The following is a 20086-nucleotide window of genomic DNA, read 5'->3' on the forward strand; positions in this document are numbered from 1 at the left end:
GTTCCGACCCCGACACCCCTTCGTTTCGAGTCGAGATCCTGACCGATCCGAACAACGATTACCCCCGGGTTCAAAGCCGATACCAGCAGGGGGCAAGAGATGAGCGACGGCATGCAATGGATCGTCAGGTTCGAGTTGCCGAACGGGGGGCCAGGGCCGGACACGGTCGCGAGCGAGGATCTCGCGGGCGAGTTCGACGCCGTGGTCGTACTCCTGTTGCGAGACCACTACTGTCAGGTATCACGCGAGCGCGCCACGGCCTACAGCGAGGCGTTCGAGGAGTTCGCCGCCGAGGACATCGCCGTCGTCGGGGCGCTCCCGGACACCGCCGAGCGGACCGGCTACTGGCGGCGACGCTACGACCTGACCTATCCCGTCCTCGCCGACTCCTCGGAGGGGCCGTCGGCGGCGGACGCCGACGGCGGCGCGGCGACGGCGATGACCGACGGGACGCCGCGGTTCGACGCCTTCTCCGACGTCGAGGTCGGCGTCGACACGCTGCCGGGGATCGGCGTCCTCGACACGCGTGGGACGTTCTCGCGGCTCGTCCACACCGAGGGCGGCGAGACGCTTCAGGAGTGTCCGAGTCCGTCCGAGGCGCTCGACGCGGCGCGGGACGCACTGGAAACGTAGGGACGGTGGCTGCCGATCCGGGGAAATCGGCTGCCGATCCGGGGAATCGGTTGCAGTAGGGGAAAACGCGGTGGGGCGATTCCGTTCAGTACGACCCGGACAGCGCGCCCAGCGCCTCGGCCGCCTCGCGTGCCGCCGCGAGGTGGTCGCGGGCGCGGCGCGGGTCGTCGGCGTTCTCGGCGCGTTCGGCGTGTTTCCGGAGGGTCCGCACCAGCGACGCGTGGGCCGCGCCGAAGTCGTCGCCGGCCTCGGCGTCGGCAGTGACCGCGGATCCCGTCGGCTCGGACGCCGACTGCTGTTGGGTCGGCTGCTGTTGAGCCGGCTGCTGCTGAGTCGGCTGTGACTGATTCGGCTGCTGAGCCGGCTGTGGCTGACTCGGCTGCTGTTGAGTCGGTTGCTGGGACGGTTGGGACTGGGTCGACTGCTGTTGAGTCGGCTGCTGAGTCGGCTGTGACTGCGTCGGCCGCTGCTGGCCACCCGTGGGACCGGCGTCCGCGTTCGACCCCTCGGCCGTCGCCTGCTCGGTACCGGTCTCGTCTGCGCCGGTCCGGACGGCGGGGCCGTCGGGCTGTTTGACCTCGATGTGGTCGGGCGTGTCGCCGTTCTCGGCCGTCTGGGGCTGGTCGGTCGCCCCATCCACCGCGGCGGGGTCGGCGTCCCCGCCTTCCTCGGGTGTCTCGACGGGTTCGTCGACCTGCCCCTCCCCTTCGGCGGCTTCCTCGACGGCCTCGTCGTTCGTGACCACGCGCTGGCAGGTGGGACAGAACTCGTCGCCGTCGTAGCGGAAGATCGGGTCGCCGCAGTCGTTACAGTGGGCGTTGGTCATCGTCGCGCCCTTCAACAGCAGGTCGCTCATCCGCTCGCTGGCCTCCCGTTTCTGCTTGTCCTCTTCGTACTTCTCGCGGAGCCGCTCGCGCTCGGCTTCCTTGTCGAAGTCGCTCATACCCGTAGGATACCGGCCACCGCCAAAAAGGCCGTCGCCACGGTTCCCCCACCGTCGGCCCCACCGCCGACCGCGATCGGATCGACGGCTGTCGAACCGAGAAGTGACGAACGACGCGGCCAGCGGTCGGGTTTCGATAGATTTACCCACTGAACGTGGCACAGTTTGACGTGATATGACGAAAGTTAGCATCGTCGGTGCGGCGGGCACCGTCGGGGCGGCAGCGGGGTACAACCTTGCGCTTCGGGACATCGTCGACGACCTCGTCTTCGTCGACATCCCGGACCAGGAGGACGTGACGATCGGGCAGGCCGCGGACGCCAACCACGGCGTCGCCTACGACTCGAACACGACCGTCCGCCAGGGTACCTACGAGGACACCGCCGGCTCCGACGTGGTCGTCATCACGGCCGGTATCCCCCGCCAGCCCGGCCAGACCCGCATCGACCTGGCCGGCGACAACGCGCCGATCATGGACGACATCGGCTCCTCGCTCGCCGAGCACAACGACGACTTCGTCACGGTGACGACGTCGAACCCCGTCGACCTGCTCAACCGCCACCTCTACGAGACGGGCTCGCGCGCACGCGAGCAGGTGGTCGGCTTCGGCGGCCGGCTGGACTCCGCGCGGTTCCGCTACGTTCTCTCCGAACGGTTCGACACGCAGGTCGGCAACGTCGAGGCGACCATCCTGGGCGAACACGGCGACGCCCAGGTCCCCGTGTTCTCGAAGGTCCGCGTCGACGGCCGCGACCCTGAGTTCGACGCCGACGAGCGCGAGGCCATCCTCGAGGACCTCCAGGAGTCGGCGATGAACGTCATCGAGCGCAAGGGCGCCACCGAGTGGGGCCCGGCGACGGGCGTCGCCCACATGGTCGAGGCCATCCTCAACGACACCGGCGAAGTCCTGCCCGGCTCGGTCGTCCTCGACGGCGAGTTCGGCTACGAGGACACCGCCTTCGGCGTCCCGGTCAAGCTCGGCTCCGACGGCGTCGAGGAGGTCGTCGAGTGGGAACTGTCCGAGTACGAGCAAGAACTCATGGACGACGCCGCCGAGAAGCTCTCCGACCAGTACGACCAGATGACCAGCGAGGACTGACGGCGCCGAGCGGAGCGTGACGACGACCCGGCGCTGACGGGTTAGCCGCCCCGACGCGGCTCCGACCGGTCGGCGCGCCCGTCCGGTCGACGCCCCTCGTCGAGGGCTTCTTCGGACACTCGTTCGTCGAGCAGTGACGCCCACTCCTCGAGATGTGAACGCTGGTGAGTCACGGGTACCCCTCCGTTGGCGCGAGTATCGACGGCCGAGAGTATAACGATTGTGCCTGCACCGGCGATCACCGGAGCGCGGCCTCGCCGTCGTTGCGGTGCATCGCGAGACCGCGACGCTTCGGAGTCGACGCTACGGAGCCGTCGCTGCGGAGTCACCGATGCGCGATCGTCGCTGCGGAAGTCGTCGAGTCGAAACGGGGGGTCGAGCGGCGCAGGAGGGTGGGTTCAGGCGTCGGCCTGGCGCCAGGTCTCGGGCACCTGGATGCTGTAGCGACCGTCTTCCTGGAGCGCGATGATGTACTCCTCGCGGTCGTACAGCTCCATCAGGTTGAGTTCGTACTGGCCGGGTTCGACGACGCGGATGCTCTCGAACTGGTCGTTGAGCTCCTCGCGGAGTTCGGCCAGATCCGGGCGGTCGGCCCGCTCGGCGTCCGGCTCCTCCGCGACGGTGCGGCCGTCCGACTCCTCCGCGTCGGGGTCCGCGTCGCCGGCGGCGGACTCGACGGCGTCGTCGGTGGCAGTCGCGGCCTCGTCGGTGACAGTCGCGGTTTCGTCGTCGGACGGCTCGGTGCCCTCGGCGCCGTCCGCCCCGTCGTCGGACCCGGCGGGGTCGAACCCCGTGGAGTCGGGCATCTCGTCGGGGTCGACGAGTTGACTGCGCGCGTCGGCCTGGGCGGTGTCCTCGGTGCCGGGCTCGGACTCGGCGACGATGATGTCGTCGTCGAACGCCTCGCCCGTCGAGGCGGGCGAGTCCGAGTCCTCGGTGGCCGCCGAGGCACCGACGGTCGTGGCGTCCGGGGAAGCGCCCGCACCGCCGGACTCCGCCGGGGGACGGGCCTCCGTGGCGTCGCTGCCCGCCGAGCCGCCGACCAGGTCCCGAACCGTCGCGGCGGCGTTGCCGACCGTCCGACTCACCGAGTCGCCCGGCCGGTCGGTCGGCTCGGGCGGCGACTCGGCCGGCGCGTCGACGGCTCCGCCGTCGTCGGTGCCCGAATCGCCGGCGCCGCCGTCGGCCGGGCCGGACCCGCTCTCGGAGCCGTCGAACCCGTCGGGACGGAACTGGAACTTCGTGCCGCCACACTCCGGACACCCCGACAGCATCTCCTTGGAGCCGTCGGCGAACGTCCGGTCGCAGCTCGTACACTGGTGGGGCATACCTGGCTATTTCCGTGAGACGAGCGCGCTGATGAGGGTTTCGTCCTTGTGAAGCGTCTCGATCTGGTTGGCCGGCCCGATGACGGTCAACTTCTTGGTCTCCTCTTTGCCCATCAGCCGGCCGAGCAGGCTCGAGTCGTCGGCCTGCGATTTGGGGTAGGTCTCGATCTCGATGCCGTTGAACTCGTCGGGGCTGATCTCGGTCATCGTGACCTCGATGAGCCGCGACTCCTCGTCGGGCGTGAGGCCGGCTTCGAGGATGACGATGTTGTTGTCCCGGACGCCATCGAGGATCATCCGGATCTTCTCCATCGTCGTCTTGCCGTCCATCCGCTCGGCGCTGATCAGGTCGATCTGCACTCCGTCTTCGTCTTCGGGGTGTCGTGCTTCAGCCATGATTCACCCGAAGTACTCCGCGATCTGGTCGTACACTTCGTCCATGTTGTCACCTTCGAGAGCCGACAGCTCCGTCGTCTCGTGCTGGGGGAACGCGTTGCGGATCCGCTGGACCGACGACTCGTCCAGGTCGATCTTGTTCGCGAGGATCAGGACGGGGAGGTCCTGACTCTCGATGATCCCGATGAGCATCGTGTTGACCTGGGTGAACGGGTCCTCCGTCGAGTCGAGCACGTAGATGACCCCGTCGACGTCCTCGCGGAGCCAGTGCATCGCCTCGGCGACGCCCTCCGTCGCCTCCCGGGAGCGACGTACGGCGTCGTCTTTCTCCATGTCGTGTTCGAGAAACTCCGTGTAGTCAACCTTCGTCGTCACGCCCGGCGTGTCGACGATGTCGATGTTGACCGTCTTGCCGTCGCGCTCGATCTCGACGTCCTCCTTCCTGCGAGCCCGGCGCGTCTCGTGGGGGACGTGGCTCTCCGGGCCGACCGCGTCGCCGGTCCAGTCCCGGGCGATGCGGTTGGCGAGCGTCGTCTTCCCCGCGTTCGGCGGGCCGTAGATGCCGATACGTTTCGGATCCTCCTCGGAGAACAGCGTCGATGCTGCCCGCGAAATACTGTCTTTGAGTTCTGTGAACAGTCCCATCCTATCCTCCTGCGCCACAGGGACGCATCTGAGCGAATAAGCCGCTCCGACTCACTTAAGCCTACGTCAGACATATATAAATATTTCGACATGATTGCCGGATTTCGGTCGACTCAGCCCCCGTCACCGCAGGTTACGAGCGGACCCGTGAGAACGGTCAGGGAAGGTGGAGGTCGTGCGGGGAGGAACAGGCGCCGTCCGCGCGATGGGCTGCGTGCGGTGGGCGAACGCGATGAGTCGTACGGCCGGCCGAACGCGATGGAGTCCGTCGGCTCGGAGACGGGTCGGTGAGTCGAGTCGGTTCTCCCGAAGCCCGACCGAATGTCCCTCGTTCACTCGACCCACCGACGGGAGTTCACTCATCCCCTGTTCACTCACCCCCACCCGCCCAACCCCCACCCCTTCGTTTCGAGTGGAACGGCCGAGACCCGTAGGAGTGGTTCGAGCGGGCCCGAAACGTGTCCTCGGATCGGGGTCAGAAAGAAATGCCGCTCAGGCATTTCGACCTAGTCTAGAATTACTTGCGGTGATTTCGAGATAACTAGCGGACATAGATACTCTACAACTAGACACGAAACTAGACGAAATATTGTTTTCTCTCTGGTGCGGATTTGGTTTTACGGTCTAGGTGGTAAATCTTTCTCTCTAGCGAGGTCGTCCGTTCGTCGCTGACCCCCCACCTGTCCTTATGCTCGTTCCACCCGAAACGAAGGGGTGGGGGAGGGGCGGCCGGAACGGTCGTATCGATGACATTCCTGGGGCCGTCCCGTGTCTCCTTCGAACGGGTCGCTCGACTGGGTTGCCGTCCGACATCGAGATAGCTCGCAGTACGCCCGTCTACGTCGGCGTATCGACGGGATCCGGTCGCTTTCACGGGGCCCCGCGCGATAGTCACCGAAATATTTAATATCGTATCAACCACGGGTTCTTGTGGTTCAACTGGACTCGCCGCTCTCGTCGGAATCGACGGAACGCGGTGATATCATCGGTATGAGTCGCGCTCCGCGGGTGCGCGACGGCACTTCCAGACGAAACAGAGGGGTTCGGTTACGCGGTACTCGAACGACTTACGATGAACGGGGACGACACAGACCAGGATACGACGCTCGATTCACAGCGGTTCGTGGATGGGGCGGACGGAGACGACGAACAGCTACCCTCGTCGGCAGGTGGTGAGGGAACGCGACCGGAACCCGACGCCGATGGGGAGTCGGCGGACCGGGAGGAATCGGCCGACGGAACCGAGGAGTCGACCGCCGGTGGCGAGGAGTCGACGGACGACGAGTCGCCCGATCCCGAGACGACGGACGCCGTCGACACCGACTCGGCGTCGACCGTCCGGGACGGCGTCGATTCGTCGGGCGTCGACTTCGACTCCGCGAGCGGCGACGACGACGTCGACTCGTCGGTGCTCGACGACGTGATGCTCGACGATGTCGGGTCCGAGGACCCCGAGGAGGCCTCCCAGGGGCTGTTCGACGACCTGCTGGCCGGCGATCCGATCTTCGAGAACAAGGAGGTGTTGCGCCCCTCCTACACGCCGCGCAAGCTCCCCCATCGCGAGGAGCAGATCAACAACATGGCGACCATCCTCGTGACCGCGCTGCGGGGGGACTCGCCGTCGAACATCCTCATCTACGGGAAGACGGGGACCGGCAAGACCGCCAGCGCGAAGTTCGTCAGCACGGAACTGGAGTCGACCTCCCAGAAGTACGAGGTCCCCTGCGAGGTCGAGTACATCAACTGCGAGGTCACCGACACGCAGTACCGCGTGCTCGCCCAGCTGGCCAACAAGTTCATCGAGAAGAACGAGGCGGTCATCGACGAGGAGCTCGACGACCTCGAAGAGTTGCGCGAGCGCGCGCACGAGGACCCGGCCGCCCTGGCGGAGACCGAGTACGACTCGGTCGCGGCCGTCGAGGACCGCATCGAGCAACTCGAGGACGACCGCGAGTCGTTCGAGCAGGTGCCGATGACCGGCTGGCCGACCGACCGGGTGTACAGCACCTTCTTCGACGCCGTCGACTACCACGAGCGCGTGGTCGTCATCATGCTCGACGAGATCGACAAGCTCGTCGAGAAGTCGGGCGACGACACCCTCTACAACCTCTCGCGGATGAACTCCGAGCTGGAGCGCTCGCGGGTCTCGATCATGGGCATCTCCAACGACCTGAAGTTCACCGACTTTCTCGATCCCCGCGTCAAGTCCAGCCTCGGCGAGGAGGAGATCGTCTTCCCGCCGTACGACGCCAACCAGCTGCGGGACATCCTCGAACACCGCGCCGAGGTCGCCTTCGAGGGCGACGCCCTGACCGACGACGTGATCCCCCTCTGTGCGGCCTTCGCCGCGCAGGAACACGGCGACGCCCGCCGCGCGCTCGACCTCCTGCGGACCGCCGGGGAACTCGCCGAGCGCGACCAGACCGACGACGTCGACGAGGACCACGTCCGCAAGGCTCAGGAGAAGATCGAACTCGACCGCGTCGTCGAGGTCGTCCGCACCCTCCCCACCCAGTCGAAACTGGTCCTGTTCGCCATCATCATGCTGGAGAGCAACGGCGTCCACAACATCAACACCGGCGAGGTGTACAACGTCTACCAGCGCCTGTGCGAGGAGATCGACGTCGACACCCTCACCCAGCGACGGGTCACCGACCTCATCTCCGAACTCGACATGCTCGGGATCGTCAACGCGGTCGTCGTCAGCAAGGGCCGCTACGGGCGCACCAAGGAGATCTCCCTGTCGGTGCCCATCGACGAGACCGAGGCCGTGCTCCTCTCGGACTCGCGGCTCTCGGACATCGAGGACACCCAGCCGTTCGTCCAGACCCGCTTCGACAACGAGAACTGAGCGGTCGCGCTCGCCGTTTCTGCCGGCGTTTCGCCCCGGACCTACGGAGCGACCGCACTCCGATTCACTGTACTCCGATTCACCGCGCTCCGAGTCGTCGCGTCGCCCGCGAGCGTCGCGCCGGTGATCGCCGCGCGGCTGCCGCCGAGACACCGCTCGTTCCGCAGGCGGATACACCCGAGCTTCGGGACGCGGACTTCGGCGGTGCCGACGACCCACTCGGGTTTGACCGGTGCGCTCAGCGGGTCCGCCTGCGCCTGGTCGTACCCGCCGTTGTTGTCGCCTTTCGTGATGAACCCGGCGTGCGGCGCCGGGCAGTACGGCAGCGCCTCGTCCGGCGACTCCCCGCATTCGCTGAACCGGCCGAGCGACTGTCGATCGGCCTCCTCGTACCAGTTCTCGCCCTCCTGGACGTAGAACATCGCCCGGTGGATGATCGGCGTGGCCCCGTCGTTGCCGTCGGGCTTGTAGACGATCACGTCCCCCGGGCGCTGGAACATCGTGTAGCCGGACTCCCGACCCGAGTCCAGCGTGACGATACCGCTGCCGGCGACCGCGCCCTCACCGGGGAACCGCTGTTCCTCCATCACGAACACCAGGTCGCCGGTCTGCATGTGCGGCGCCATGCTCGAACTCTCGATGGCGACCATCGGGGGCCACACCCCGCTGACCGCGAACAGCAGCGCGCCGACCAGCAACACAGCCAGCGCGCTCGACACCACGTCCACCACGAAGGTCCGCGCTCCGCTGCGTTCGGCGGTCTCGCCCTCGTCGCCGTCGCGATGTCGGATCGGCGGCGCGTCCGCCGTCGGCTCGCCGCCGTTGACGACGACGCCCGCCTCCGTTCCGCCGGCCGCGTTCCCGGTGAGGTCCGCCCCGCTCTCGCCCGTCTCCGGAACCCCGGTCCGATCCTCCGCCCCCCGTTCCCCGTCGGCCTCGGTGCCCCGACCCTCGTCGACTCCGATGTCTCGCTCTCCGGCGGCCTCGTCGCTCGAAGTTCCGTCGGTCTCGTCGTTCGAAGTCCCGTCGATTTCGGCGTCCCGACCCTCGTCGACCCCGGCGTCCTCCCGGTCGGACGATACGCCGCCCGGTCGCTCCGGATCCGTGTCCCCTTCGTCGGGAGCGCCGTCGTCGGCCTCGCCGGAGCCACTACCGCCGACGGGTCCGTCGGGGGACTCGGAGGGCGGCTCGTCGTCGCGGGGCGGACTCATTGCCAGCCCGTTGGGTCAGTGGGCGTTTGAATGTTCTGACCCGCATCCGCCGGGTTCCGTCGGTCGATTCCCGCTCGCGGATCGGTTCGAGCGAGCGCCCCGCTCGGCCGGCCGACGGGTTCGCTACGCTTTTGCGGACCGCCGCCGATCACCGACTGTGCCGCTCGAGACGCCGGTCCACGTCGCCAACGAACTCGCCAGACGGGGCTACAACGCCGAACCCGAGGCGGTCACCCTCCTCGCCTCGACTCCCGACCCCGCCGGCGCGCTCGACCGTACACTCGAAACGGTCCCCGACGACGCCGTCGTGCTCACCGCCGACCACGTCAAGGAAGTCGTCGACACCCGGTCGAGGTCCGGCGGTTCGTCGGCTCGAACCGACCCGGAACCGACCGCGGACACCCCGGCGGAATCCCCCGACGAACCCGCCGGCGAAGACCCCCCTGTTTCGACTGGAACGTCCGCCCCCGAATCGTCGGACGACGGTGCGGGCGCTGCAGTCGAAACGGGGGGGTCTCGGTCGGGGGGAGGGGGCGGTGGAACGACCGATTCGGCGACCGGTGGCGGACGGACGCCGGCCGACCCCGCGAAGCAGTCGGTCGCCGTCGAGGGCGACATCCAGAGCACGGGGACCGGCGAGTACTCCGACTTCGTCGCGGTGTTCCGCGACCGCTACGAGAAGCTCTCGAAGCAGTTGCGCGGGCGGGTCAACCACCGGCCGACCGACGCCATCGAGTCGATGCCGGGCAACAGCGAGGCCGCCATGGTCGGGATGGTCTCGGACATCCGCTCGACCGCCAGCGGCCACTGGCTGGTCGAGCTGGAGGACACCAACGGCACGTTCCCGTGTCTGGTGATGAAAGACCGCGACATCGCCGCCCTCGTGCAGGAACTCCTGCTCGACGAGGTCATCGCCGTCGACGGCACGCTCGCCGACGACGGCGGCATCCTCTTCGTCGACTCGCTGTACTTCCCCGAGATCCCCCGCACCTACGAACCCTCGACGGCGGACCGGGAGGTCGAGGCGGCGCTCATCAGCGACGTCCACGTCGGCAGCCAGGAGTTCGAGGCCGACGCTTGGCACCGCTTTACCGACTGGCTCCACACCGCCGACGCCTCCGCCGTCGAGTACCTGCTCATCGCCGGCGACATGGTCGAGGGCGTCGGCGTCTACCCCGACCAGGACGAAGAACTCGACATCGTCGACATCTACGAGCAGTACGAGCGCTTCAGCGAGTACCTCAAGGAGGTGCCCGGCGACGTGGAGATAATCATGATCCCGGGTAACCACGACGCGGTCCGCCTCGCGGAACCACAGCCGGCCTTCGACGAGGAACTCCGGGACATCATGAGCGCACACGACGCTCGTATCTCCGGCAACCCCTCGACGGTCACCGTCGAGGGCGTCGACGTGCTGATGTACCACGGCGTCTCGCTGGACGAGGTGATCGCCGAGCTACCCGACGACAAGGCCAGCTACGACGAGCCGCACAAGCCGATGTACCAGCTGCTGAAGAAGCGCCACGTCGCCCCGCAGTTCGGCGGCCAGACGCGGCTGGCCCCCGAGGAGGAGGACCACCTCGTCATGGAGTCGGTGCCCGACGTGTTCCACTCCGGCCACGTCCACAAGCTCGGCTACGGCAAGTACCACAACGTCCTCACCATCAACTCGGGCTGCTGGCAGGCCCAGACCGACTTCCAGAAGAGCGTCAACATCGACCCCGACGTGGCCTTCGCGCCCATCGTCTCGCTGGACACGCTCGACCTGCGCATCCACGACTTCGAGTAGCGCGCGAACCCCCTCGCTTCGGGTGGAACCGGTCGACCGACGGTCGATCAGCCGAGCAGCGGCGTCTCCTCGCCGGCGACGACCAGCACCAGCCCGACCAGCAGGGCCACCGGATAGGCGGGGTGTGCGGCGGCGAACTCGACGAGCGCCGCCGCGGCGCCGAGATCGGCGACGACCGTCGCGGTGTTCGCCCCGGACTGGCTGGGCATCGAGAGCCCGTGGGCCGTGCCGACACTCGCGGCGGTGACGGCCGCCGAACAGGCGACCGTCACCAGCCCGGCGATCCGAAGGGTCTGTCCGTCGAGCACCGTTCCGGTTCCGGCTTCACCACCGAGTCGCGCCATCGACGGAGTAGAGGACGTATCCCCGTATAAAAGTGCGTCAGACTGTACACGCGATGACCCCGCAAGCGTTCGTTCAGCTCCCGATCAGCGGCGTCTCCTCGCCGGCGGCGACGAGGACGAGCCCGACCAGCATCGCCGCGGGGTAGGCGGGGTGGGTGCCGGCGAACTCGACGAGGGCGGCGACCGCGCCCGCGTCGGCCGCGTAGGCGGCGGTCGCGCCGGTCGCGTTGGCACCGTCCAGTCCGAAGTCCGTGGAGACGCTGGCCGCGGCGATACCGAGCGACAGGGCGATCATGAGCGAGCCGACGACCCGCAACACGTTCGCGCTGACGGCCGTCACCAGCCGCGACAGGATTCCCGAGGAACTCATTGCCAGATACCGACGGCTTCCAGCGACTTAACTGCGTGTTTGACCGGACGGGCACGGGTCCCCGGACCGGCGGGGTATCGCTCCGGAGCGAACGGGTTCGGTCGACGCGAAATCCTGCCGGGAGCGGCGACAGCGGGCGGGTCTCGCCGGGCCGAGGGGACTTATGTGGCCGGCGGGCGTCAGTCGATCCCATGTCCGACGACTGGGATCCGGCGACGAAGGCACTGCACGTTGGCCAGGAGGAACCCGACGCGGCGACCGGCGCGCGCGCGCCGCCGATCTACCAGACCACGTCGTACGTCTTCGACGACGCCGACGACGCCGCTCAGCAGTTCGCCCTGGAGAAGCCGGGCCACATCTACTCGCGGCTGATGAACCCGACCAACGCGATGCTCGAGGAGCGCATCGCGTCGCTGGAGAACGGTGCCGCCGCCATCGCCACGTCTTCCGGGATGGCCGCGCTCAACCTCGCGACGTTCATGCTCGCGGACGTGGGCGACAATATCGTCACCGCGTCGTCGCTGTACGGCGGCACCTACACCTACTACACGCACACGGCGCCGCGGATGGGCGTCGAGGCGCGGTTCGTCGACACGCTCGACTACGAAGCGTACGAAGAAGCCATCGACGACGACACCGCCTACGTCCACTTCGAGACGATCGGCAACCCCGCGCTGGTCACGCCCGACATCGAGCGCATCGCCGACATCGCTCACGACCACGGCGTCCCGCTGTTCGTCGACAACACGTTCGCGACGCCGCATCTCTGCCAGCCGCTCGACCACGGGGCAGACCTGGTGTGGAACTCGACGACCAAGTGGATCCACGGCCACGGCACCACCGTCGGCGGCGTCCTCGTCGACGGCGGATCCTTCCCCTGGGACGAGCACGCCGACTCGTTCCCGGAGATCGCCGAACCGAATCCCGCGTATCACGGCGTCAACTTCCGCGAACGGTTCGGCGACGCCGCCTTCACCTACGCCGCGGTCGCCCGCGGCCTGCGCGACCTGGGCTGTCAGCAGTCGCCGTTCGACTCGTGGACGACGATGCAGGGCCTCGAATCGCTGCCGATGCGGATGGATCGGCACTGCGAGAACGCCATGGCCGTCGCCGAGCACCTCGCGGACCACCCCGAGGTCTCCTGGGTCACCTACCCCGGGCTCGACGACCACGAGACCCACGGCGAGGCGAGCGAGTACTTGGAGGGCGGCTACGGCGGCATGATCACCTTCGGTCTGGAGGAGGGGTACGACGCCGCCCGAACCACGGTGGAGTCGACGGAGATCGCCTCCCTGCTCGCCAACGTCGGCGACGCGAAGACGCTGATCATCCACCCCGCCTCGACGACCCACCAGCAGCTCTCCGACGAGGAGAAGGCCGCCGCCGGCGTCACCGACGACATGGTCCGCCTCTCCGTGGGCCTCGAATCCGTCGACGACATCGTCGGCGACCTCGACCAGGCCATCGACGCCGCGACGGAGTAACCGTGCCGCTGGCCCGCCGTCCGCGCCCCGGGCCCGTTCCCGTTCGCGTTTCCCCGCCACCCGACTCGTTGGGTTCTCCGGGACGGACGCCGCCACCCACTATTAAATGATCTTCCGTCGAGAATTCGATCGGAGGACGCGAAAATGTCAACGCAACGGCGAACGCTGGAGGCGGAACTGTTCGGGCGGGAGACGACCTTCGAGTACTCGGAGGACTGGATCGGCTACGCGCTGGTGGGGTTGCGGGTCGTCATGGCCTGGATCTTCCTGCAGGCCGGCCTGGACAAGCTGTTGGCCGGCGACTGGACGGCGGCGGGCTACCTGGAGAACGCCATCCCGCCGGGCAACCCGTTCGGCTTCTGGGACGCGCTGGCGGCCGCGCCGCTGGTCGACCCGCTGGTGATCTGGGGGCAGATCCTGATCGGTCTCGCCCTGTTGGCGGGCGTCGCGGTCCGGTTCGCCGCGCTCTGCGGGGCGCTCCAGATGCTCCTCTTCTGGATGTCCCACCTCTCGGGCGGCGCGATGGCCGGGTTCCCCATCGAGCACGGCTGGGTCGTCTCCAGCCACATCGTCTACGCCCTGCTACTCTTCGGCCTCGGCGCCATCGGCGCCGGCCGGATCCTCGGCGTCGACAGCTACATCGAGTCGAGCGCGGTCGTCCAGTCGAACCCGTGGCTGCGGTACTTCCTCGGGTAAATCGACCTCGGACCCGCGATTTTCGACTCCGACTGCGGTTCTCGGCGACCGCGTAGCGACCGGTTCGAGGGGGCCGCCCGCTCAGTCCAGCACGTCCTCGCCTTCGAGGACCTCCTGCAGGTCGGCCATCGTCTCGACGATGGTGTCGCAGGCGGGGGCGACGGCCGGTTTCGGGTCGAAGCCGACGGCCAGCCCGGCGACCTGCAGCATCGGGAGGTCGTTGGCGCCGTCGCCGACGGCGATCGTGTCGGTCCGGTCGGCGCCGACGACCGCGGTCAGCACCTCCAGCGCGTCGTCTTTCGTCCCCTCGATGAGCGGCCCTTCGACCGTGCCCGTCAGTTTCCCCTCGGCGACGGGCAGTCGGTTGGCGACGATGGCGTCGACCTCGACGCCCTCTTTTTCGAGTGCGGCGGCGACCCCGCGCTCGAATCCGCCGGTGAGGATGGCGACGTAGACGCCGGCCTCCCGCAGCGCCGCTATCACGTCGGCGGCGCCCGGACGTAGCTCCACCTGGTCGAAGGCGGCCTGTGCCTCCTCGTCGGGCAGGTCCTCCAGCAGCGCGCAGCGCTGGCGGAGGCTCTCGGCGTACTCGATCTCGTCGTTCATCGCCCGCTCGGTGATCGCCGCCATGTCGTCGGCGGTCCCGTTCCGCTCGCCGAGCAGGACGGTCATCTCCGAGTCGGAGAGCGTGCCGTCGAAGTCGAACGCGACTACGGTCATCGCTCACCGGTTCGCCGCGGGGGGATTCAAACCCCCCGATTTCGGGTGGACGAGCGCCCTCGGGTACCGGAGCGACGGCGTCAGTACTCGTCGTCGTCGCGCACCGGGACGTAGATCTCGCGGTCGGCGGTGGTCGTCGGGTCGCGGTCGGAGTCGTAGCGCTCGAAGACGGGCGCGTGGACTTCGTCGCGGTCGCCGTCGAGTTCCTCCGTGTGGATCTCGCGGACCATCTCCTCGACGGACTCGTACTCCGGCTCGAGGACGGCGTAGGTCGCCTGCGGGATCTCGACGGCCGTCAGCTCCGCCGAGAGGTCGTCGGTGTCCTCGACCTCGCGGCCGGCGACGTAGGTGAACTCGCCGCTGTCGGCGTCCACGTCGAACATGACGGCGTAGCGGTCGGTGCCGATCGCGGCGTCGCCGAGGTCGTCGGCGTAGTCGTCGATCGAGTCCCACAGCGCGGCCTCGTCGACGTCGGTCCCGCGGTGAGCGACGCCGGCGACCGTGAAGTTGCCGTGTCGTTCCGTCTCGGGCTCCTCCGTGTCGAGAACCATAGCGTGCCAGCGTTGGGGCGGGCCCGGCTTACGTACTCGGAATCGGGGGACTACTCGGCGAACAGGTCGCGTCCAGACCGCGCCGACCCGCAACCTGCGCTTGCGAGTTCAGCCGCCCGAACGACACCGGTCGACCGGCGCCGTCGACGCGCGATCCCGGTAAGCGGGTCCTACGGCCGCGGCGGCTCGCCGTCGTAGCCGTCCACGTCCTGATGAGACCACCTTTTTCGCCTCGGGTATCCTCGGGCCTTCGGCCCTGCGGGTACCGCTCGCCGAAAAACGTGGGCGAAAAAGCCGGTCGCTCACTCCGTTCGCGACCGGTAGCGTCAGGGCCGAGGCGGTTCGCCGTCGTAGCCGTCCACGTCCTGGTAGAAGTTCAGCAGCGCGAACTTCAACTTCCCGGGGTCGATGTCGACCATCTCGCGGCGCTCCTCGGGGGGGAAGGTCCCGCGGACGGAGTAGTCGGACATCTCGACCTCCGAGCGCTCGGTGTAGCGCCCGTCGAGCAAGATCCGGGCGCCGAAGTCCTCGGGCGAGCGGACGACCCGACCCAGCGCCTGACGGGTCTTCCTGACAGTAGGGATCTCGACGGCGTAGCGCCAGCCCGCGCCCTCGTCGTCGTCCCGCCCGCCGCTCGACCCCGAGCCGCCGCGACCCGCGCCCTCGTCCTCGCCGAACTCGGCGTCGTAGGCCTCCTGGACGGCGTCCATGCGGTCGTCGAGGTGGGGGTAGGGGACCCCGACGACGACGACCGTCCGGGCGTCGTCGCCGTCGAAGCTCACCCCCTCGGCGAGGGTGCCCCACAGCGAAGTGAACAGGACGGCGTCGTCGTCGTCGGTGAACCGCTCGCGCAGCTCCCTGGCCGAGGTGCCCGGGCGGTCGAGGTAGGTCGCCCCGCCGGTGTCGACCCGCTGGTGGTACCGTTCGGCCTCGGCGTAGCTCGGGAAGAAGGCCAGGGTGTTGCCGGGCGTGAACCGCGCGGCGTCCTCCAGCGCGCCCGCGACCGTCGACTGGACCTGCATGTCGTCGCGCTTGCTGGCGAACAGGGCGGGGCCGTCGACCGCGTAGGTCCGCCGGCGCTCCTCGGGGAACTGCGGGCCGTAGGCCAGCGTCTCCGGGTCGTCGAGCCCGAGCACGTCCTCGGTCACGTCGAAGGGGCGCAGCGTCGCGCTCATCAGCACGCCCGCGTGCAGGTCGCCGAACAGATCGGCGGTCACCTGACTCGGGATGCAGGTGTACAGCTCCGCGCGGCCGTAGATATCGCCGGCCTCCCGCGGCCCGCCATCCTCGGCGCGACGGACGCTCACGACCGGGTACTGCCCCTCGGCGGCGGACTCGTCGAGCCAGGCCTCGACGAAGGTGGCGGCCTGCAGCGTCTGGCACTCCTGGCGCGTGGTCGTCTCCCCGTTCTTGTAGGCCTCCTCGTAGGACTGGTCGAGCTCCCGCGCCAGGTCCAGCGTCCGGTCGAGCTCCTCGCGGAACCCCGGCCCGGAGTAGTTCTGTAAAAAGGCGAGCGTCAGCTCGTCGCGGGCGTCCTCGTTGTCGATCGACAGGTCGTACCAGTCCTCCTCGACGCCCTCGCGCTCGCCGAAGCCGAGGGCCTCGTCGTAGGCGTCGACCAGCGCCCGCCGGAACGTGTCGAGGACGTTCAGCGCGCCCTCGGCGCGGGCGTCCTCGGCGGTCTCCAGCTCGTCGACCGCCTGGTCGAGCGTCGTCTCGGTGAGCGTGCGGCGGGCGTGGTCGCGGGCGGCGTCCTCGACGTTGTGGGCCTCGTCGAAGACGGCGATCACGTCTTCGGGGTCACGGCCGAGCCACCGGAAGAACTGCTCGCGGATCATCGAGTCGAGCAGGTGGTGGTAGTTGCAGACCACCAGGTCCACGCCCTCCATGCCCTCCTTGAGCAGTTCGTAGCCGCACATGCCCTCCCGTTCGGCGTAGCCGTACACGTCCTCGGGCGTGCGCACGTCGTCGTAGAGCCAGCCGTAGAAGGCGTCGGTGTCGGCGGTCAGGTTCCGGTAGTAGTGGTCGCAGACGTTGCGCTCCTCGCGCAGTTGCTCGATCTCCTCCTCGACCGACTCCAGTTCGTCCATCACCGCGCCGCGTGCGTCGGCCGCCTCGGCGCTGCCGTCCTGGCTCTCTTCGAGGAGGGCGCGCTGCTGGTCTTCGAGTTCTTCCCTGTTCTCCTCGGCGTCGACGAGTTCGCGGGTCGTATCCCGAAGCGCCTGGCACTCCTCGTAGCCAACGTCGATGTGACACATCGACGCCTTCCCCTGGAAGACCACGGCGCGGATCGGCTCCTGGTCGGTGATCGCCGCGGCCTCGCGGACGAACTGGCGCATCTGCTGGTGGACGTTCGTCGTGATGACGACCGTCTTGTTCGTCTCCCGGGCGTACTCCAGCGCGGGCGCGAGCGCCGAGAGGGTCTTGCCCGTCCCCGTCGCCCCCTCGAAGAGGACGTTTCGCTTCTCGTCGAGCGCGTCGTAGATGGTCCCCATCGCCTCGGTCTGGTGGTCGTACGGCTGGTCGTAGGGGAAGAATCGCAGATAGTCCGGGTCTGACGCGCTCGCCACTGTGTTGGTGTGTTCGTGCGCCCGGATAAAAGCCCTAGCCCCACCGGAGCGGAAGTAGTCTCGCGCCCCTGGATCGCGCTCGTCAGTGTGGGTCGAACGCCCTCACCGCGCTCGCTCGCAGGAATTTCGACCGTACTCGACGGCAGGCGCTGAAAGCCCTCGACCCGCTCGCTAGCTGTCGTCTCGACCGCACTCGACGGCAAGCGATGAAAGCCCTCGACCCGCTCGCTAGCTGTCGTCTCGACCGCACTCGACGGCAAGCGATGAAAGCCCTCGACCCGCTCGCTAGCTGTCGTCTCGACCGCACTCGACGGCAAGCGATGAAAGCCCTCGACCCGCTCGCGGTCGCTGCGCGACATATCCGCGCTCTCGGCACCGCCCGCGCGGATAGGGGCCGCGCAGGCGACTGAACCGAGCGCGAGCGCGCCTCGCCCTTTCAGTCCACCAGGGACAGCAACTACACGGCACCGCGACCGCAACAGCAACCGCAACTGCATAGCACCGCAGCCGGCCACGAGCCTCCCCAGCCGATTCGGTGCTCGTCGCAAGCTCCTGCGCGCCTCATCCCTCGCGCGATGCTGTCGCGACACGAGAGTCACGACAGCGCGCGCCACCGCACTCGATCGGGCCCGATCCGCCGCCGACTAACCCCTCCAGCCGACCCAGACTCAAGTGCGAGGGCCGCGACGGTCGCGGTATGAGCGACGGCGCCGCCGTGAGCGACGCGGAGACGGTCCCCGAGAGCGACTACGACCCGGGCGACGCGCTCGTGCCGGAGACCCCGGCGGGGTACGACCCGCCGACGGACTTCCGCTACTCGATGGTCGTCCTGACGCTGGCGGCGCTGGTCGTCACGCCGGTCGCGATGGCGGCGTTCGGCGCGGTGCTCTGGCGGTTCCAGGGCCCGACCGTCTACGAGGCGCTCGCGACGGTCACCGAGACGGAGAGCGGGGTGACGTTCACCTTCGACGCGGGGCTGATCCTGGGCTCGTTCCTGCTAGCGGTGGTCGTGACGGTGGTCGTCAACGAGGCGATCCACGGGCTCGTCTTCCGGTACTACGGCTACGACGTGTCCTACGGCGCGGCGCCGCACATGGGCGCGTTCTACGCGACGCCGTTCCATCAGTTCGTCTGCCGCGAACACGCCCCGCCGGTCGCACTCGCGCCGCTGGTCGTCATCTCGCTGGTCGGTCTGCCGCTGATCGCCCTCGCGCCGCCGCTGGTCGCCTTCTTCGTCTTCCAGGCCGTGGTGTTCAACGCGATCGGCGCCGTCGGCGACCTCTACGCGACGATTCACGCGTTGCGGCTCCCGCCCGGGTCCCTCTATTACGACAGCGACATCCGCCACTCCTACGTGTTCAGGCCGTCGGAATCGGACGGATAGTGGGCACGACCGAAGACGGCGTCGCTACACCTCCGGTTCGAGGTAGACGGTGCGGACGCTGGCGTTGGCGGCCTTCATCGCTTCTTCGATCTCGGTGATGGTCGCGTCGAGGTCGGTGCCGTCGAACCCGGGGTGGAACTCCACGTCGGCGGAGACGACGATGCGCTCGGGGCCGAAGTAGACGGTGCGGAAGTCGACGATGCGCTCGACTTCCTCGCGGTCCTCGACGACCGCGCGGAGCTTTTGCTCCTCGTCCGCCGGGAGGCTCTCGCCGAGGATGAGCCGCTTGTTCTCCCAGGCGAGCGCGACGGCGAAGCCCATCAGCATGACCCCGATGAGCAGGGCGGCGACGGCGTCGTAGATCGGATCGCCGGTCTGCTGTTCGAGGAAGACGCCGACGAGCGCGAGCCCGAGCCCGAGGAGTGCGATGGTGTCCTCGGTCAGCGCGGTGAGCGTGGTCACGTCGCTGGTCTTGCGGAACGCCTCGCGCATGCCCGACCAGTCGTTCTCCTCGATCTGGGTCTTCATGCCGGCGTAGGCCTTCTTGAACGCCCAGCTCTCGAAGGCGATGCCCAGCAGGAGCACCGTGTAGTTGACCAGGATCGGGTCGAACCCGCCCGGCGGTTGGAACGAGAAGAAGAGGAACTCGACGGGGCCGCCCCCGCCGCCGTGGCCGCCCGCCCCCATCAGCGCGTTGAAGCCGTGTTTCGCGGACTCCCAGCCGGCGATGCCGAACAGGAAGACGGAGACGAGGAAGGCGTAGAAGAACTGCGCCTTGCCGTAGCCGAAGGGGTGGCGGCGGTCGGCCTCGCGGCCGCCGTAGCGGAGGCCGATGAGGAGGAACACCTGGTTGCCGGTGTCGGAGATGGAGTGGTACGTCTCCGAGAGCATCGCGGCGCTCCCGGTCAACAGGAAGCCGGCGAACTTCATGATCGCGATGGCCCCGTTGGCGATCAGCGCCGCCATCACGACCGACTTGCTCTCTGCCATTGCCCGAGCCACTCCCGGACCCATCAAAATGCTTGGGTTTCCGCGGGTGGCGGCGGGGGCGGGGCGCGCGGGCGGGGACGGA

At 68.3% G+C, this 20086-nt stretch carries 18 protein-coding genes; 7 read left to right on the plus strand and 11 right to left on the minus strand.

Annotated features, from left to right (window positions below; translation table 11 throughout):
- Positions 1-99 precede the first annotated feature (99 nt).
- Entirely contained in the window at positions 100-633 is a 534-nt protein-coding gene (locus HZS54_RS03725; protein ID WP_179920620.1) for a redoxin domain-containing protein, read from the plus strand.
- Positions 634-718: 85 nt separating this feature from the next.
- Here the strand turns inward: HZS54_RS03725 and HZS54_RS26170 are convergent, their stop codons facing one another.
- Positions 719-1576 (minus strand): Sjogren's syndrome/scleroderma autoantigen 1 family protein, encoded by an 858-nt coding sequence (locus HZS54_RS26170; RefSeq protein WP_179920621.1) that lies wholly within the window; start codon positions 1574-1576, stop codon positions 719-721.
- A gap of 175 nt (positions 1577-1751) precedes the next feature.
- Here HZS54_RS26170 and mdh point away from each other — a divergent pair, with 175 nt between their 5' ends.
- The gene (gene mdh, locus HZS54_RS03735; RefSeq protein ID WP_179920622.1) at positions 1752-2675 is read left to right on the plus strand and encodes a malate dehydrogenase; all 924 of its coding nucleotides are present in this window, start codon (positions 1752-1754) and stop codon (positions 2673-2675) included.
- 398 nt (positions 2676-3073) lie between these two features.
- Here the strand turns inward: mdh and HZS54_RS03740 are convergent, their stop codons facing one another.
- Genes HZS54_RS03740 through HZS54_RS03750 form a run of 3 tightly spaced genes read right to left on the minus strand, consistent with a single transcriptional unit; the run spans position 3074 to position 5044 of the window.
- Entirely contained in the window at positions 3074-4003 is a 930-nt protein-coding gene (locus tag HZS54_RS03740) for an OapC/ArvC family zinc-ribbon domain-containing protein (protein WP_179920623.1), read from the minus strand.
- A 6-nt stretch (positions 4004-4009) separates the two neighbouring features.
- Positions 4010-4399 carry a DUF2073 domain-containing protein gene (locus tag HZS54_RS03745; RefSeq protein WP_049930009.1) on the minus strand — a complete coding sequence of 130 codons (390 nt, stop codon included), beginning with the start codon at positions 4397-4399 and terminating at the stop codon, positions 4010-4012.
- Positions 4400-4402: 3 nt separating this feature from the next.
- Positions 4403-5044, minus strand: coding sequence for an Era-like GTP-binding protein (locus tag HZS54_RS03750; RefSeq protein WP_179920624.1), 642 nt, complete (start codon positions 5042-5044; stop codon positions 4403-4405).
- A gap of 1072 nt (positions 5045-6116) precedes the next feature.
- Between HZS54_RS03750 and HZS54_RS03755 the strand changes: the two genes are divergently transcribed.
- Positions 6117-7895: a Cdc6/Cdc18 family protein gene (locus HZS54_RS03755; protein ID WP_179920625.1), complete on the plus strand. Its 1779-nt coding sequence runs from the start codon at positions 6117-6119 to the stop codon at positions 7893-7895.
- 41 nt (positions 7896-7936) lie between these two features.
- Here HZS54_RS03755 and HZS54_RS26565 read toward each other — a convergent pair whose 3' ends face one another.
- Complete coding sequence (locus HZS54_RS26565; RefSeq protein WP_179920626.1) at positions 7937-9106, minus strand: S26 family signal peptidase; 1170 nt, start codon at positions 9104-9106, stop codon at positions 7937-7939.
- A gap of 157 nt (positions 9107-9263) precedes the next feature.
- Here HZS54_RS26565 and HZS54_RS03765 point away from each other — a divergent pair, with 157 nt between their 5' ends.
- Positions 9264-10895, plus strand: coding sequence for a DNA-directed DNA polymerase II small subunit (locus HZS54_RS03765; protein ID WP_179920627.1), 1632 nt, complete (start codon positions 9264-9266; stop codon positions 10893-10895).
- Positions 10896-10942: 47 nt separating this feature from the next.
- Here the strand turns inward: HZS54_RS03765 and HZS54_RS03770 are convergent, their stop codons facing one another.
- Entirely contained in the window at positions 10943-11239 is a 297-nt protein-coding gene (locus HZS54_RS03770) for a hypothetical protein (protein WP_179920628.1), read from the minus strand.
- A gap of 73 nt (positions 11240-11312) precedes the next feature.
- Positions 11313-11609 (minus strand): hypothetical protein, encoded by a 297-nt coding sequence (locus HZS54_RS03775; protein ID WP_179920629.1) that lies wholly within the window; start codon positions 11607-11609, stop codon positions 11313-11315.
- 191 nt (positions 11610-11800) lie between these two features.
- On the opposite strand from HZS54_RS03775, the gene HZS54_RS03780 reads away from it, so the two are divergent.
- The gene (locus tag HZS54_RS03780) at positions 11801-13093 is read left to right on the plus strand and encodes an O-acetylhomoserine aminocarboxypropyltransferase/cysteine synthase family protein (RefSeq protein WP_179920630.1); all 1293 of its coding nucleotides are present in this window, start codon (positions 11801-11803) and stop codon (positions 13091-13093) included.
- 144 nt (positions 13094-13237) lie between these two features.
- A complete protein-coding gene (locus tag HZS54_RS03785) occupies positions 13238-13789 on the plus strand; it encodes a DoxX family protein (RefSeq protein ID WP_179920631.1) in 552 nt (183 codons plus the stop codon).
- Between the two features lie 81 nt (positions 13790-13870).
- Here the strand turns inward: HZS54_RS03785 and serB are convergent, their stop codons facing one another.
- From serB to HZS54_RS03800, 3 genes are all read right to left on the minus strand, one after another.
- Positions 13871-14509 carry a phosphoserine phosphatase SerB gene (serB, locus tag HZS54_RS03790; protein ID WP_179920632.1) on the minus strand — a complete coding sequence of 213 codons (639 nt, stop codon included), beginning with the start codon at positions 14507-14509 and terminating at the stop codon, positions 13871-13873.
- An 80-nt stretch (positions 14510-14589) separates the two neighbouring features.
- Positions 14590-15060, minus strand: coding sequence for a GyrI-like domain-containing protein (locus HZS54_RS03795; protein WP_179920633.1), 471 nt, complete (start codon positions 15058-15060; stop codon positions 14590-14592).
- Between the two features lie 326 nt (positions 15061-15386).
- The gene (locus HZS54_RS03800) at positions 15387-17630 is read right to left on the minus strand and encodes an ATP-dependent DNA helicase (RefSeq protein ID WP_281377734.1); all 2244 of its coding nucleotides are present in this window, start codon (positions 17628-17630) and stop codon (positions 15387-15389) included.
- Between the two features lie 697 nt (positions 17631-18327).
- Here HZS54_RS03800 and HZS54_RS03805 point away from each other — a divergent pair.
- Positions 18328-19014 carry a DUF3267 domain-containing protein gene (locus HZS54_RS03805; RefSeq protein WP_179920634.1) on the plus strand — a complete coding sequence of 229 codons (687 nt, stop codon included), beginning with the start codon at positions 18328-18330 and terminating at the stop codon, positions 19012-19014.
- 24 nt (positions 19015-19038) lie between these two features.
- On the opposite strand, the gene HZS54_RS03810 is transcribed toward HZS54_RS03805, so the two are convergent.
- On the minus strand, positions 19039-20004 hold the full coding sequence (locus HZS54_RS03810) for a cation diffusion facilitator family transporter (RefSeq protein WP_179920635.1): 966 nt from the start codon (positions 20002-20004) through the stop codon (positions 19039-19041).
- Positions 20005-20086 lie beyond the last annotated feature (82 nt).

Source organism: Halosimplex pelagicum, assembly GCF_013415905.1.
GTDB classification, from domain to species: Archaea; Halobacteriota; Halobacteria; order Halobacteriales; family Haloarculaceae; genus Halosimplex; species Halosimplex pelagicum.

What these genes read in the sequence shown, in the direction of transcription:
- HZS54_RS26565 (WP_179920626.1), bottom strand. Translation starts at nt 9,106, where the DNA reads ATGAGTCCGCCCCGCGACGACGAGCCGCCCTCCGAGTCCCCCGACGGA.
- HZS54_RS03795 (WP_179920633.1), bottom strand. Translation starts at nt 15,060, where the DNA reads ATGGTTCTCGACACGGAGGAGCCCGAGACGGAACGACACGGCAACTTC.
- HZS54_RS03810 (WP_179920635.1), bottom strand. Translation starts at nt 20,004, where the DNA reads ATGGCAGAGAGCAAGTCGGTCGTGATGGCGGCGCTGATCGCCAACGGG.
- HZS54_RS03775 (WP_179920629.1), bottom strand. Translation starts at nt 11,609, where the DNA reads ATGAGTTCCTCGGGAATCCTGTCGCGGCTGGTGACGGCCGTCAGCGCG.
- HZS54_RS03755 (WP_179920625.1), top strand. Translation starts at nt 6,117, where the DNA reads ATGAACGGGGACGACACAGACCAGGATACGACGCTCGATTCACAGCGG.
- HZS54_RS03770 (WP_179920628.1), bottom strand. Translation starts at nt 11,239, where the DNA reads ATGGCGCGACTCGGTGGTGAAGCCGGAACCGGAACGGTGCTCGACGGA.
- HZS54_RS03745 (WP_049930009.1), bottom strand. Translation starts at nt 4,399, where the DNA reads ATGGCTGAAGCACGACACCCCGAAGACGAAGACGGAGTGCAGATCGAC.
- HZS54_RS03805 (WP_179920634.1), top strand. Translation starts at nt 18,328, where the DNA reads ATGAGCGACGGCGCCGCCGTGAGCGACGCGGAGACGGTCCCCGAGAGC.
- HZS54_RS03750 (WP_179920624.1), bottom strand. Translation starts at nt 5,044, where the DNA reads ATGGGACTGTTCACAGAACTCAAAGACAGTATTTCGCGGGCAGCATCG.
- HZS54_RS03780 (WP_179920630.1), top strand. Translation starts at nt 11,801, where the DNA reads ATGTCCGACGACTGGGATCCGGCGACGAAGGCACTGCACGTTGGCCAG.
- HZS54_RS03740 (WP_179920623.1), bottom strand. Translation starts at nt 4,003, where the DNA reads ATGCCCCACCAGTGTACGAGCTGCGACCGGACGTTCGCCGACGGCTCC.
- mdh (WP_179920622.1), top strand. Translation starts at nt 1,752, where the DNA reads ATGACGAAAGTTAGCATCGTCGGTGCGGCGGGCACCGTCGGGGCGGCA.
- serB (WP_179920632.1), bottom strand. Translation starts at nt 14,509, where the DNA reads ATGACCGTAGTCGCGTTCGACTTCGACGGCACGCTCTCCGACTCGGAG.
- HZS54_RS03725 (WP_179920620.1), top strand. Translation starts at nt 100, where the DNA reads ATGAGCGACGGCATGCAATGGATCGTCAGGTTCGAGTTGCCGAACGGG.
- HZS54_RS03785 (WP_179920631.1), top strand. Translation starts at nt 13,238, where the DNA reads ATGTCAACGCAACGGCGAACGCTGGAGGCGGAACTGTTCGGGCGGGAG.
- HZS54_RS26170 (WP_179920621.1), bottom strand. Translation starts at nt 1,576, where the DNA reads ATGAGCGACTTCGACAAGGAAGCCGAGCGCGAGCGGCTCCGCGAGAAG.